Origin of the sequence: Actinomadura keratinilytica (assembly GCF_039539665.1) — a bacterium.
In the GTDB taxonomy this organism is placed as follows: domain Bacteria; phylum Actinomycetota; class Actinomycetes; order Streptosporangiales; family Streptosporangiaceae; genus Spirillospora; species Spirillospora keratinilytica.
Map to the genome: position 1 here is coordinate 1 of NZ_BAABDO010000146.1, position 14,090 is coordinate 14,090.

At 73.8% G+C, this 14,090-nt stretch carries 9 protein-coding genes; all 9 read right to left on the minus strand.

Features of this window, described 5'->3' with window-relative positions:
- Positions 1-3,103: Rne/Rng family ribonuclease (locus ABD879_RS29150; protein WP_345024902.1), on the minus strand; the 3,103-nt coding region annotated here is incomplete at its 3' end.
- A gap of 209 nt (positions 3,104-3,312) precedes the next feature.
- The gene (locus tag ABD879_RS29155) at positions 3,313-4,116 is read right to left on the minus strand and encodes a TIGR03936 family radical SAM-associated protein (protein WP_425549664.1); all 804 of its coding nucleotides are present in this window, start codon (positions 4,114-4,116) and stop codon (positions 3,313-3,315) included.
- Positions 4,117-4,404: 288 nt separating this feature from the next.
- The gene (locus ABD879_RS29160) at positions 4,405-6,327 is read right to left on the minus strand and encodes a TIGR03960 family B12-binding radical SAM protein (RefSeq protein WP_345024905.1); all 1,923 of its coding nucleotides are present in this window, start codon (positions 6,325-6,327) and stop codon (positions 4,405-4,407) included.
- A gap of 133 nt (positions 6,328-6,460) precedes the next feature.
- Positions 6,461-7,570 (minus strand): rod shape-determining protein RodA, encoded by a 1,110-nt coding sequence (gene rodA, locus ABD879_RS29165; protein ID WP_378272605.1) that lies wholly within the window; start codon positions 7,568-7,570, stop codon positions 6,461-6,463.
- Between the two features lie 95 nt (positions 7,571-7,665).
- Complete coding sequence (mrdA, locus tag ABD879_RS29170) at positions 7,666-9,897, minus strand: penicillin-binding protein 2 (protein WP_345024907.1); 2,232 nt, start codon at positions 9,895-9,897, stop codon at positions 7,666-7,668.
- Positions 9,894-10,505, minus strand: a complete 612-nt coding sequence (mreD, locus tag ABD879_RS29175) for a rod shape-determining protein MreD (protein WP_345024908.1) — start codon at positions 10,503-10,505, stop codon at positions 9,894-9,896. Before mreD ends, mrdA begins: the two co-directional genes overlap by 4 nt.
- Position 10,506: 1 nt before the next feature.
- Positions 10,507-11,595, minus strand: coding sequence for a rod shape-determining protein MreC (mreC, locus tag ABD879_RS29180; RefSeq protein WP_345024909.1), 1,089 nt, complete (start codon positions 11,593-11,595; stop codon positions 10,507-10,509).
- An 88-nt stretch (positions 11,596-11,683) separates the two neighbouring features.
- On the minus strand, positions 11,684-12,718 hold the full coding sequence (locus ABD879_RS29185) for a rod shape-determining protein (RefSeq protein WP_285497226.1): 1,035 nt from the start codon (positions 12,716-12,718) through the stop codon (positions 11,684-11,686).
- 207 nt (positions 12,719-12,925) lie between these two features.
- A complete protein-coding gene (gene ndk, locus ABD879_RS29190) occupies positions 12,926-13,336 on the minus strand; it encodes a nucleoside-diphosphate kinase (RefSeq protein WP_345024910.1) in 411 nt (136 codons plus the stop codon).
- Between the last annotated feature and the right edge of the window lie 754 nt (positions 13,337-14,090).

The window sequence follows — 14,090 nt, forward strand, 5'->3', positions numbered from 1 at the left end:
CGGTCTCAGCCGCCGCGCCGGCGGCCTCCTGCGCCGACCCTGCGGGCGGCTGCTGCCCGGCGGGCGCCGCCTCCGCCTCCGGCGCGGCCTCTGAGGCGGGCTCCGACGCGGGCTCCGCTGCGGCATCCGCCTCGGCCTTGGCCGCGGCGCTCTTGCTCCGGCTGGAACGGCGCCTGCGGGCGGGCCGCTCGGCGGTCTCGGCGGCCTGCGCGGCCGCCGGCTCCTCGGCGGGCCCGTCCTCGGCGTCCGCCTTGGCCGCCTCGCCCTTCGCCGCCTCGCCCTTGGCGGATTCGGCCTTGGCCGCCTCGGCCTTGGCGGACTCGTGCTGCGCGAGCTTCTCCTCGACGGCCCGCTCGACCTCGCCCTTGCGCTTGCGGCGGCGGCCGCCCCCGGAGGCCGACTTGTCGGACTTGGGCTCGACGGGGGTGAGCTGGACGTGGATGCCGCGGCCGTTGCAGCACTCGCAGGTCTCCGAGAACGCCTCCAGCAGGCCCTGCCCGACCCGCTTGCGGGTCATCTGCACCAGGCCCAGCGACGTCACCTCGGCGACCTGGTGCTTGGTACGGTCCCGCGACAGGCACTCCACCAGGCGGCGCAGCACCAGGTCGCGGTTGCTCTCCAGCACCATGTCGATGAAGTCGATCACCACGATGCCGCCGATGTCGCGCAGCCGCAGCTGGCGCACGATCTCCTCGGCCGCCTCCAGGTTGTTGCGGGTGACCGTCTCCTCCAGGTTGCCGCCCTGGCCGGTGAACTTGCCGGTGTTGACGTCGATCACGGTCATCGCCTCGGTGCGGTCGATGACCAGCGAACCGCCGCTGGGCAGCCACACCTTGCGGTCCAGCGCCTTGGCGATCTGCTCGTCGATGCGGAACACCGACGACACGTCCGGGCCGCCGTTCCAGCGCTCCAGCCGGTCGGCCAGGTGCGGCGCCACGTACTGCACGTACTCCGAGACCGTCTCCCACGCCTCGTCGCCGGACACCACCAGCTTGCTGAAGTCCTCGTTGAAGATGTCGCGGACGACCCGGATGGTCAGGTCCGGCTCCCCGTACAGCAGCGACGGCGCCGAGGCCGACTTGACCTGCTTTTGGATGTTCTCCCACTGGGCGGCCAGCCGCGACACGTCGCGCGCCAGCTCCTCCTCGGTGGCGCCCTCGGCGGCGGTGCGGACGATCACCCCGGCGTTGTCCGGCATGATCTTCTTGAGGATCTGCTTGAGGCGGCTGCGCTCCTTGTCGGGCAGCTTGCGGCTGATGCCGGTCATCGAGCCGTCCGGCACGTACACCAGGTAGCGGCCGGGCAGCGAGATCTGGCTGGTCAGCCGGGCGCCCTTGTGGCCCACCGGGTCCTTGGTGACCTGCACCAGCACCGACTGGCCGGACTTGAGCGCCGACTCGATGCGGCGCGGCTGGCCCTCCAGGCCCGCCACGTCCCAGTTGACCTCGCCGGCGTACAGCACCGCGTTGCGGCCCTTGCCGATGTCGACGAACGCCGCCTCCATCGACGGCAGCACGTTCTGCACCTTGCCGAGGTAGACGTTGCCCACGTACGACTGGTGCGTGGCGCGGTTGACGTAGTGCTCGACCAGGACGTTGTCCTCGAGGATGGCGATCTGGGTGCGCTCGCCCTCCTGGCGGATCACCATGACCCGCTCCACCGACTCGCGGCGGGCCAGGAACTCGGCCTCGGTGATGACCGGCGGGCGGCGGCGGCCCTGCTCGCGGCCCTCGCGGCGGCGCTGCTTCTTGGCCTCCAGCCGGGTCGAGCCGCGCACCGCCTGCACCTCGTCCTCGGCGGCCGCGCGGGCCTCGGCGGCGGGCCGCGAGTCGCGCACGTGCACCACGGTGTTGGGCGGGTCGTCGGGCGACACCGCCGGCTCGCCGTCGGCGGACCCGGAGCGGCGACGGCGGCGCCGCCTGCGGCGGCTGGTGCCGGAGGAGGTCCCGGGTTCGGCGCCGCCCTCCTCGTCCTTGTCGGCCTCGCCCTGCTCGGCGGCGGGGGCCTTGGCGTCCTTGGCCTCCTTGGCGCCGCCGGTCTCGTCGCCGGCGTCCCCGGGCTGCTGCTCGGCGGCCTCGGCGCCGTCCTCGGCGGCGGTGTCGTCCTCGGCGGCGTCGTCGCCGCGGCCGCGGCCGCGGCCGCCCCGGGGGCGGCGCCGCCGCGAGGGGCGGTCGGACTCGTCGTCCTCGTCGCGGTCGGCCGGCCCGGCGTCCTCGTCGTGCGGGGCGTCGGCGTCGCCGGCCGGCTCGGCGGCCGCGGGCGCGGGAGCCACCGGCTGCGGCGGCTGGAAGACGACCATGGGCGGCTGGAAGGTCACCGAGGGGATGCCGAACGCGGCGGCGGGCTCGGTCTCGGCGCCCGTCTCGGGCTGCACGGTCGGCACCGGGGGCACCTGCGGGACCACCGGCACGGCCGGGGCCTGCGCGGTCCGCGGTGTCTTCGGCCCGGTCTCGGCCCCCGTCTCCGACGCGGACTCCGTCTCAGGCTCCGTCTCAGGCTCCGTCTCCGGCTCTGGCTGCGGTTCGGGCGGGGGCGCGGCGGCGGCCGTGGCGCGGCGGCGCGTGCGGCGCGGGGCCGCCTCCCCGTCGGCGGTCTTGGCGCGCGACCGCGTGGCCCGCTTGCGGGGGGCGGGGTCCTCCGCGGCCGGCTGCCCGGCCGGTGCGGCGCCCGTCTCTTCGCCTGCCTCGGTGCCCGTCTCGTCGTTCGTCTCGGCGGCCGGTGAGGTGCTCGTCTCAGTGCTCGTCTCGTCGGCCGGTTCGGCGCCCGCTTCGGGCGCGGGCTCGGTAGTCTGTGCGCTCTCGGCGGACTCCGCTCCGGTCGCGTCACCGGGGGTCTCACCGGAGGTCTCGGCGGGCGGTGCGGCGGGCGCCGCGGCCTCGGCGGCCGCGTTCGGGGGCTCCTCGGCGTCACGTGCCGCGGGACCGGACGCCTTGGGCGACACCGTGATCACGGCGGGGGCGTCGTCCACCTCGGGGGGCGGGCCGGCGGGGCGGCTGGCGGCCCGGCGGCGCGGGCGGCGCGTTGCACCCGCCGCGGCGTCCGCAGCGGCGGTCGGGTCATCTGTGCCTTCGGCAGTGGCCGGATCGGCCTCGTTCTCCAACATGCGGGCAACTCCCGTCAGGCTCCCGGGCGCGACCACGCGCTCCGCCCTGGGGGCGGTGCGGTGCGGTGCGCCGCACGGGAGCTCTCTCCGTCAGTCAATCGGCGCCGTCACGTCCGGACCGCAGGTCCGGCAGCGACGACGAAGTCGTCGGGGGCGCGCTCGCCGTTCCCCTGGAGACCGGTTCCGTGCGTCCGGCACGGCTTCGGCCCTTACGGGCGGGCGCTGACGGCATCCGCGCTCACGGGCTCCGCGCTCTGCGGGCGCGCAGGGCCATGGCCCGCCGCGGCGTCGTCGCCGGACGGGGCCACGGTCTCCCGGTCGGGATCCAGCGGATCCGCGAGCTCACCGGTGGCTGCGTCCACGGGGCCCTGCGCCAGCCTGGTCACCAGCGGCGGCGACGGCGGCGCGAGGTCGGCGACCTGACCCAGTCCGGCGAGGATGTCGTCGGGTCGTACGGCGGGTGTGGTATGCCGAACAACCATTCGAAGTATCGCACAAGGGGCATCCGCCGCCGCCGAGGCGCGCCGGTCCAGCTCACAGGCGGACACGGCGGCGCGCACGTCGAACCGGCGCCGTCCCTTCTTGGTGAGGCGTTCCACCTCGATCCGGTCGGCGGCGACGAAGGCGTCGACGGCCTTCGCGGCGGCCTCGGCGTCCACGCCGTCCAGCCGCACCTGCCACAGCGACGCCTCCAGCCGGTCGGCCAGCGCCGCGGGCCGTGCGGCCTGCGCCTCCCCCGCGCGGGCCGTCGGCCGGGCCTCCACCACGTCGAGGACGTCCAGGCCGGCGGGCAGGGCGGCGTCGAGATCGTCGCGGACCCGCGCAGGGTCGCGGGCCTCGGTCAGCCCGAGTTCGAGGTATTCGGCCTCGCTGGCGACCCCGGTCGCCGCCGCACCCGCGTACGAGATCTTCGGGTGCGGGGTGAATCCCGCGCTGAACGCGACAGGGATCCCGGCGCGCCGCACGGCGCGTTCCACGGCCCGGGAGATGTCGCGGTGGCTGGTGAACCGCATCCTGCCGCGCTTGGCGTACCGAACGCGCAGGCGCTGGATCACGGGGGCCGGCGCGGGACCCTCCGGCTGGGGTGCCAGGGCTCCAGTCCTTCCTACTCGCATCGAGTCGAAAACGTCTCCCTATAGAGTACGGGCCCCCGGCCCCCCTTTCGCCCACGCCCGACCCCGGACGCCTTCGCATCGGCCAGGACGGGCCGTGCCGCGCCCCTGGCGAAGGGCGGGCGGGACGGGCTCCGAACGCCTGCGCCCGCAGCGTCGGGCGCGCGGGCACAGGCGGCCGGGGACAGGTCAGACGACCGAAAGCGGAAGGAGTTTGCGGCCGGTGGGACCGATCTGGATCTCGGTGCCCATGGTCGGGCAGACGCCGCAGTCGTAGCAGGGCGTCCAGCGGCAGTCCTCGACCTCGGTCTCGTCGAGGGCGTCCTGCCAGTCCTGCCAGAGCCACTCGCGGTCGAGACCGGCGTCCAGGTGGTCCCAGGGCAGCACCTCGACCTCGTCGCGCTCGCGCGTGGTGTACCAGTCCAGGTCGACCGGCTCGTCGGCCAGGACCTTGTCGGCGCAGGCCACCCAGCGGTCGTAGGAGAAGTGCTCGCTCCAGCCGTCGAAGCGGCCGCCGTCCTCCCACACCGCGCGGATGATCGCGCCGACCCGGCGGTCGCCGCGCGACAGCAGGCCCTCGATGATCGACGGCTTGCCGTCGTGGTAGCGCAGGCCGATGGCGCGGCCGTACTCCTTGTCCTGGCGCAGCGTGTCGCGCAGGGCGCGCAGCCGCCGGTCGACGGTCTCGTGGTCGCACTGCGCGGCCCACTGGAACGGGGTGTGCGGCTTGGGCACGAACCCGCCGATGGACACGGTGCAGCGGATGTCGCGGCGGCCGGTGGCCTCCCGGCCGGCCTGGATCACCCGGCGGGCCATGTCGGCGATGGCCAGGACGTCCTCGTCCTCCTCGGTGGGCAGCCCGCACATGAAGTACAGCTTGACCTGCCGCCAGCCGTTCTCGTAGGCGGTGGTCACGGTGCGGATCAGGTCGTCCTCGGTGACCATCTTGTTGATCACCTTGCGCATCCGCTCGGAGCCGCCCTCGGGCGCGAACGTCAGCCCGGACCGGCGGCCGTTGCGCGACAGCTCGTTGGCCAGCGTGATGTTGAAGGCGTCCACGCGGGTGGACGGCAGCGACAGCGAGGTGTTGGTGCCCTCGTACCGGTCGGCCAGCCCCTTGGCGATGTCGCCGATCTCGCTGTGGTCGGCGCTGGACAGGCTGAGCAGCCCCACCTCGGGGAAGCCGCTCTCGCGCAGGCCGGTCTCCACCATGTCGCCGATGGTGGTGATGGACCGCTCGCGCACCGGACGGGTGATCATTCCGGCCTGGCAGAAGCGGCAGCCGCGGGTGCAGCCCCGGAAGATCTCCACGCTGTAGCGTTCGTGGACGGTCTCGGCCAGCGGGACCAGCGGCTTGCGCGGGTACGGCCAGTCGTCCAGGTCCATGACGGTGTGCTTGCTGATCCGCCACGGCACGCCGGGCCGGTTGGGCGCCACCCGCTGGATGCGGCCGTCGGGCAGGTAGGTGACGTCGTAGAACTTCGGCACGTACACGCCGCCGGAGGAGGCCAGGCGCAGCAGCAGCTCGTCGCGGCCGCCGGGGCGGCCCTCGGCCTTCCACTCCCGGACCACCTCGGTGATCGCCAGCACGATCTCCTCGCCGTCGCCGAGCACCGCGGCGTCCAGGAACTCGGCGATCGGCTCGGGGTTGAACGCGGCGTGCCCGCCGGCGATCACGATCGGGTGCTCGTCGCCGCGGTCGGCCGCCGTCAGCGGGATGCCCGCCAGGTCGAGCGCGGTGAGCAGGTTGGTGTAGCCCAGCTCGGTCGCGAAGCTCACGCCCAGCAGGTCGAACGCGCCGACCGGGCGGTGCGCGTCGACGGTGAACTGCGGGACGCCGTGCTCGCGCATCAGCTTCTCCAGGTCCGGCCAGACCGAGTAGGTGCGCTCGGCCAGCACGCCCTCGCGTTCGTTGAGGATCTCGTAGAGGATCTGCACGCCCTGGTTGGGCAGCCCCACCTCGTAGGCGTCCGGATACATCAGCGCCCACCGCACCTCGGCCTCGTCCCAATCCTTGACCTGGGAGTTCAGCTCGCCGCCGACGTACTGAATCGGCTTCTGCACGCGCGGGAGCAGCGGCTCCAGGCGCGGGAAGATCGACTCGACCGGCATGACGGTGCCTCCGATGATGTGGACGCGGATGCAGATGTTCGCTCAGGAGTTTTCAGCCTACCGGCGCCCACGACCGGGTGCGGTTCCGTCGGGACGCCGGCGCGGGCGCCCCCCGGACGGCGCCCGGCCCCGGTCAGTCGAAGGGGTTGCGTCTGAGGTGGACGGCCTGCAGCAGGCCGAGGGCGATCATGTTGGCGAACGTCGCCGAGCCGCCGTAGGACACGAACGGCAGCGGCAGCCCGGTGATCGGCATGATGCCCAGCGTCATGCCGATGTTCTCGAACGTCTGGAACGCCAGCCAGCACACCACGCCGCTGGCCACCAGCGTGCCGAACAGGTCGGCGGCCTGGGTGGCGATGCGCAGGCCCCGCCACAGCACCACGCCGAGCAGCAGCACGATCGCGGCCGCCCCGATGAACCCGAGCTCCTCGCCGGCGACGGTGAAGATGAAGTCGGTCTGCTGCTCGGGGACGAAGTGGCCGCCGGTCTGCTCGCCGTTGAACAGGCCCTTGCCGAACACGCCGCCCGACCCCACGGCGATCTTGGCCTGCTGGGCGTTGTAGCCGGCGCCGCGCGGGTCGTGCGAGGGGTCGAGGAACGCGGTGAACCGGGCGATCTGGTACGGCTTGAGCAGCCCGAGGAAGAACACCAGGAATCCGGCCGCGACGCCGCCGCCGACCAGCCCGGCCAGCCAGCGCTTGCGCACCCCGCTGATGGCCAGCATGCCCAGCACCACCGCGCCGAACACCAGCGTCGTGCCCAGGTCGGGCTGGCCCATGACCAGCGCCGCGGGCAGCCCGGCCAGCGCCAGCGCCCACAGGATGTCCTTGTTGCTCGGGCCGACCTCGCCGTCGCGCGGCTCGCCGAGCAGCATCGCCAGCAGCACCACCAGCCCGACCTTGGCGAACTCCGACGGCTGCACCTGGAAGCCGCCGCCGAGCACGATCCACGAGTGCGACCCGTTGATCGTCTCGCCGAGCGGGGTGAGCACCGCCACCAGCCCCGCGCAGGCCAGCCCGTACAGGATCGGCGCGTAGGCGCGCAGCAGCCGGTAGTCCAGCAGCGCCACCACGGCGCCCAGCACGAACCCGATGACCAGGTTCAGCAGGTGCCGCTGGACGAAGGTCTCGGGGTCCTTGCCCTGCTCGGTCAGCAGCGGCACCGTGGCCGAGCGCACCAGCAGGGTGCCCACCACCGACAGCGCCAGCGCGGCCAGCACCAGCATCCAGTCCAGGCGGCGCATGCCCGCCAGGCGGCGCCGCCACACGGTCCGGTCGCCGTAGCCGTCGACCGCGCCCACGCCCGCCCCGGCGCGGCCGGAGCCCAGCCCGCCGCCGATCACCGCGTCGTCCTCGGCGAGGCGGCGGACTCCTGGCGCGGGGCGGTGCTGGGCGGCAGGCCCGGCCCTTCGGTCAGCACGGTGTTGGGCGCGCCGCCCGGGGACGTGCCGGGGGACGCGTCCGGGGACTCCTCCGCCGTGTCGGTGCCGGCGCCGATCACGCCGCCCGATCCGGCCGGGGGCTTGGGCAGGTCCTTGGGCAGCTCGCCGTTCTCCAGCGCGGGCTTGCCGTCCTTGCCCAGCCCGTAGATCGCCTCGTAGATCTCGCGGACGGCGGGCGCGGCGGCCGAGGCGCCGGTGCCGCCCTGCGAGATCATCGCCACCACCGCGAACCTCGGCTTGTCCGCCGGGGCGAACGAGGCGAACCAGGAGGTGTCGGCCTTGCCGTAGACCTCGGCGGTGCCGGTCTTGCCCGCCACGGGCAGCTTCTTGAGGTCGAAGCCGCCGAACGCGCCGGCCGCGGTGCCCTCCTTGGGGACGTCGGCGAGCGCCTTGCGCATGTAGTCCAGCACCTTGCGGTCGACGTCCAGCTTCTTGGCCGGCGGCGTCGGGATGCGGCGCACCACCGAGCCGTCCGCCCGGACCACGGCCACGCCCAGGTGCGGCGTGACCAGCCGCCCGCCGTTGGCCACCGCGGCGTACGCGCGGGCCAGCTGCAGCGGCGTCACCAGCACGTCGCCCTGCCCGACGGAGAAGTTCGCGGCGTCGCCGGCCCGCCACACGTAGCCCTCGGCGCAGTTCTCGGCGGCGATCGCCTTCAGGTACGCGGCGCGCCCGGGGTCGGTGCGCTCCAGGTTCGGGTAGCCCTGCTTGGCGGCCTTGCAGTCGGCCTCGCGGGTGGCCTCCCAGTAGCGGCGCTTCCACCCCCGGTCGGGGATGCGGCCGCTGCTCTCGCCGGGCAGGTCGATGCCGGTGCGGCTGCCGAAGCCCCACTTGCGGGCCATCGCCACCATCGGGTCCTTGGGGTTGGCGCGCGGTTTCGTGCCGCCGTCGCGCAGCCACTCCTCGTAGGCGAACTTGTAGTAGATCGTGTCGCAGGACACCACCAGCGCCCGGTGCAGGTTCATGTCGCCGTGCGCCTGGCCCTCGAAGTTGCGGAAGGCGCGGCTGCCCACGTTGTAGGAGCCGGGGCAGGGGTAGATGCCGTTGAGCGGGTAGCCGTCGGCCACCGCCGCGGCGGTCGAGGAGATCTTGAAGGTGGAGCCCGGCGCGAACTGCCCCTGGGTGGCGCGGGAGATCAGCGGCTCGCCCTGCTTCTTGCCGAGCAGCGCGTCGTACTTCTCCTGGGAGATGCCGCCGGTCCACACCGACGGGTCGTAGGTGGGCAGGCTGGCCAGCGCCACCACCCGGCCGGTCTGCACGTCCAGCACCACGGCGGCCGCCGCGTCGGCCGGGTGGCCCTGCGAACGGGCGCTCTTCATCGCGTTGCGCAGCGCCCGCTCGGCCGCGCCCTGCACTTTGGCGTCGATGCTGGTGACCAGGTGGCCGCCGGGCTCGGCGGCCTGCTCGGACGCGGTGCCGGTGACGCGGCCCTGGCTGTCGACCAGTACCCGCCGCACCCCGGGGCGGCCGCGCAGGTCGGCGTCGTAGGCGGCCTCCAGCCCGTCGCGGCCGACCAGGTCGACGCCGCTGTAGCCGGTGACCCGGATGCCCTTGCGCCTGTCCAGCTCCTCCTGGGTGATGGGCTGCAGGTAGCCGAGCGTCTGCGCGGCGTTGGCGCCCTCGGGCTCGGGGTACTCGCGGACGGCCTGGAACTGCGCCGTCACGCCGGGGAACTCCTCCTGCCGCTCCATGATCTGCAACGCGCGCTTGGGGTCGACGCGGTCGTCGACGGGGATCGGCTGGAACGGCGAGCCCGGCCAGCACGGGCGCTTGATGCCGGGCGCGCACAGCCGGATGCGCTTCTGCAGCTCGTCGTAGCCGATGCCGAGCACCCCGGCCAGGCGCTTGAGCACGGCTTCGCCGCGGTCCTTCTGCCGCATCAGCGTGGTGCGGTCCACCGACACCACCAGGGCGGTGCGGTTGCGCACCAGCGGGCGGCCCTTGTCGTCCAGGATCATGCCGCGGATGGCGGGCACCACGATGTCGCGGGTGCGGTTCTGCGCGGCGACCTGCCGGTAGTGCTCGCCGTCGAGCACCTGCATCGTCCACAGGCGGCCCATCAGCACCAGCAGCAGGGCGCCGACCAGCACGTACAGGACCACCAGCCGGAAGTGCGTGCGCGCGTTCACAGCCCGCCGCTCCGCCCGGACATCGCGCGGTAGCGGGCCGTGGGCACCGCGTACCGGTCGCGGGCCTTGTCGCCCCGGTTGTAGCGGCGCGTCACCCGCAGCACCGCCCACACCACGAAGGGGCTGGCCAGCACGTCGTAGAGCACCTGCAGCGGCACCATGCGCGACACCACGTCCCAGGCGGCGCGCGGGTCGGCCAGCAGCATGCCGGTCAGCGCGTACAGCACCGTCCCGGCCAGCGCGCCGACGGCCACCGCCATGAACGGCACGAACGTCTGCCGGTCCAGCTCCGCGGCGGCCATGCCGCACACGTAGCCGATCAGGCAGTACACCAGGGCGTAGCGGCCGAGGGTGTGGTCGGCGGGCGGGATGATGTCGGCGGCCAGTCCGGCGCAGAACCCGGTGACCACACCGGTCAGCGAGCCGTTGACCAGGGCCAGCGCGACCACCGCCAGCAGCACCAGGTCGGGTGTGACGTCACCGGGCAGCGGCAGCCGGTTGGCCACCGACACCTGCAGGATCAGCGCCACCGCGATCACCAGGGCGGCGGTCAGGCCGCGTCCGGCGGTGGACGGTTCGGGCGGGTTGGTCATGGGCGCGCGCAGCACGTCAGCCCTCCGAGCTCGGTGTGGTGGACGTGCCCGCGGACGGCTCTCGGCCGGCGCGGTCGCCGCGTCCGCCGGTGGTCGCGCTCTCCAGCGGCGTGGCGCCCGGCGAGGTGAGCGGGGACGACGGCGTGCGGCCGGGGGCACCGCCCGTGGCGAACGGCGTCGCGGTGGACGACGCGGACGGCGTGGGCGTCGGCGTCGGCGTGGGCGTCGGCTTGGGCGGCAGCACCGCGTCGCGCGGGTCGCTCTTGGGCGGCGCGACCACCACCGCGACCACGTCCAGGCTGCTGAACCGCACGAACGGCCGCAGGTAGGCGGTGCGGGTGAGGCCGCCCTCGGGCTTGTCGATGCGTTCGACCGTGCCGATCGGCACGCCGGGCACGTAGGGCCGCTCGCCCTGCGACCCGAGCGTGACCAGCCGCTGGCCCGGCCGCAGCGGGGCGTTGGCGTTGAGCATCTGGAACTTCAGCGGCGTGTCGTTGCCCGCGCTGAGGCCGCGGCGGCCGCGCCCCTGGACGATCCCGATCTCGCGGGAGTCCTCCAGGCGGGCGCCGACCGAGGACGCCACGTCGGTGGCCAGCAGCACGGTGGCGGTCGCCGGGCCGACCCGGGTGACCCGCCCGACCAGGCCGTCGGCGTTCAGCACCGTCATGTCGCGGCGCACCCCGCTGCGGCTGCCGACGTCGATGGTGACGGTCTCCTCGAAGCCCTGCCCGGCCGAGATCACCTGCGCCGCCACGATCTTGTAGCCGCCGATGCCCGCCGAGCCGAGCAGCCGGTGCAGCTGCTCGTAGCGGGAGGCGTCGATGCGGTGGGCGCGCAGCTGCTCGCGCAGCCGCTGGTTCTCCCGCTCCAGCCGGTCGGCGCGGCGGCGTTCGCCGGGCGCGTCGGTGATCGCGTCGACGGTGTTGCCGACCGGCCGCACCACCGCCGCCGAGGCCCGCTCGACCGGGCCGAACACGGCCGCGCCCAGGCCGCGCAGGCCGGCCAGCGGGGAGTGCTGCCCGCCGCGGTAGTCCACCGTGATCATGGTCAGCGCCACCGCGAGCAGCACGCCGAGGACCCAACGGGTCCGCCGGGTGTCCTTCACCCACCGACCTCCCGTTTTCCGTCTCGCGGGGACGTGGGGGCCGTCCCCCGCGAGGAGAGAACTCGCGCGCCCGGCTCAGTGACGCGGCTCAGTGACGCGGTTCGGGGACCAGCACCTGGCGCAGCGACTCGAAGTCCTCCACGCACTTGCCGGTGCCCAGGACCACCGAGTCGAGCGGGTTGTCCACCAGGTGGATGGGCATCCCGGTCTCCTCGCGCAGCCGCTCGTCGAGCTGCTTGAGCAGGGCGCCGCCGCCGGTGAGGGCGATGCCGCGGTCCATGATGTCGCCCGACAGCTCGGGCGGGCACTTGTCGAGGGTGGTCTTGACCGCGTCGACGATGGCGTTGACCGGCTCCTCGATGGCCCGCCGCACCTCCTCGGCGGAGATCACCACGGTCTTGGGCAGCCCGCTGACCAGGTCGCGGCCGCGGATCTCGGCGTGCGGCTCGTCCTCGCCGCCCGGGTGCGCCGACCCGATCGCCATCTTGATCTCCTCGGCGGTGCGCTCGCCGAGCATCAGCGAGTACTCCTTCTTGGAGAAGGAGATGATCGCCTGGTCCAGCTCGTCGCCGCCGACCCGGACCGACTGGCTGGTCACGATGCCGCCCAGCGAGATGATCGCCACCTCGGTGGTGCCGCCGCCGATGTCGACCACCATGTTGCCGGTCGGCTCGTACACCGGCAGGCCCGCGCCGATGGCCGCGGCCATCGGCTCCTCGATGATGTAGACCCGGCGGGCGCCGGCCTGGTAGCCGGCCTCCTTCACGGCGCGCTGCTCCACCCCGGTGATGCCGCTCGGCACCGCCACCACGATGCGCGGCTTGGCGAAGTGCCGGCGCTTGTGCACCTTCTGGATGAAGTAGCGCAGCATCCGCTCGGTCACGTCGAAGTCGGCGATGACGCCGTCCTTCAGCGGGCGGACCGCGACGATGTTGCCCGGGGTGCGGCCGATCATCCGTTTCGCCTCGATGCCCACCGCGACGATCTTGCCGGTATTGGTGTTGATCGCGACGACGGACGGTTCGTTCAGAACGATGCCGCGCCCGCGCACGTAAACCAGCGTGTTCGCGGTTCCGAGGTCGACCGCCATGTCACGGCCGAGAAACGACAGCTTGTTACCCATGAAGAAAGGGAGCCCTTCGATGTCGGCGGGCGTCTAGAGCGGCGTCCCCATCGTAACGCGACGAAGCGGGGCCAGGCAGGCACCTCGGCGCCGCGAGTCGATCAAAAAACCGGCCTCGAGCAGGCAGTTCTCGTTAAAGCGCACGCGGGCCGGATGATCCGGCCCGCGTGTGTCGGCGTCGTCCCGATCGCCCCTTCCGGGGGGCGCTCAGCCCAGGTCGGGGAAGAACAGCTTGATCTCCCGCTCGGCGGAGTAGGTCGAGTCGGAGCCGTGCACGATGTTGGCGCCGATCTCCAGGCCGAAGTCGCCGCGGATGGTGCCGGGCGCGGCGTTCACCGGGTCGGTGGCGCCGGCCAGGGCGCGGAAGGCCTCGACGGCGCGCGGCCCCTCGACCACCATCGCCACCAGCGGCCCGCCGGTGATGAAGTCCACCAGCTCGCCGAAGAACGGCTTCTCGGCGTGCTCCTCGTAGTGCGCCTCGGCGGTCTCCCGCGACAGCGTGCGCAGTTCCAGCGCCACGATCTTCAGGCCCTTGCGCTCGATGCGCGAGATGACCTCGCCGACGACACCGCGGCGGACGCCGTCGGGCTTGACCAGGACAAGAGTGCGCTCGGACACGGGTGGTTCACTCCTCATGCGTATGGATCGCAGGTCGGGACGCGCCGATCGCGGGCGCCCGCGGCGAAGGGGCCCGGCCCTGGAGGGCCTGCACACCACTGCCTCTCGCGCGAAGCTTACCGCTCCCCGCCGCCTGCAACCGCCCGGCTTCCCGGTCCGGACGGCATCCTGCGGCCCGCGGCGACGGCCAGGGCGACGGTGAGGAGGCCCGCGGTGACGAGCCAGAGGCGGTAACCGGCGGCGAGCGCGGCGAACTGCTGCGCCGCGGTGTCCGGCAGCGTCCGCTGCCACCGGCCCGCCTGCAGCGACAGCACGATGAGCTGCCCGGTGAGGATGGCGGGCGGGCACAGCGACAGCCCGTACAGCGCCGCCCCGGCGCCGGCTCCGCGCAGGGACGCGGCCAGCGCCGCGCCCAGGCCGGCGCCGAGCGGGACCAGGCACGCCGTGAGCGTCCAGCGGCCCGGAGGGCCGTCCGCGGCGAGGGTGAGCAGGACGGCGGACGCCACCAGCCCGAAGCCGCCGAGGACGGGTGCCCGCGCACCCTCCGGCGGCACGCGGACGGCGGCGACCGCACCGGCGCCGGTGGCGCGGGCGGCGGCCGCGAACGGCAGCGGCGACACCCCGCCGCCCTCCCCCGCCGCGGTCAGCACCAGCTCGGCCAGCGCGCCGGGCACCGCACCCGCCAGCAGCCCCGCGGCGGCCAAGTCGGAGGCCAAGCGGTCTTAGGAAGACAACATCACTCACCAACTCCTTG

Coding starts and splice junctions, on each gene's coding strand:
- ABD879_RS29160 (WP_345024905.1), bottom strand. CDS start 6,327: ATGCCGGTCGAGTCGATCTTCCCGCGCCTGGAGCCGCTGCTCCCGCGC.
- ABD879_RS29155 (WP_425549664.1), bottom strand. CDS start 4,116: ATGCGGTTCACCAGCCACCGCGACATCTCCCGGGCCGTGGAACGCGCC.
- ABD879_RS29185 (WP_285497226.1), bottom strand. CDS start 12,718: ATGGGTAACAAGCTGTCGTTTCTCGGCCGTGACATGGCGGTCGACCTC.
- rodA (WP_378272605.1), bottom strand. CDS start 7,570: ATGCGCCGCCTGGACTGGATGCTGGTGCTGGCCGCGCTGGCGCTGTCG.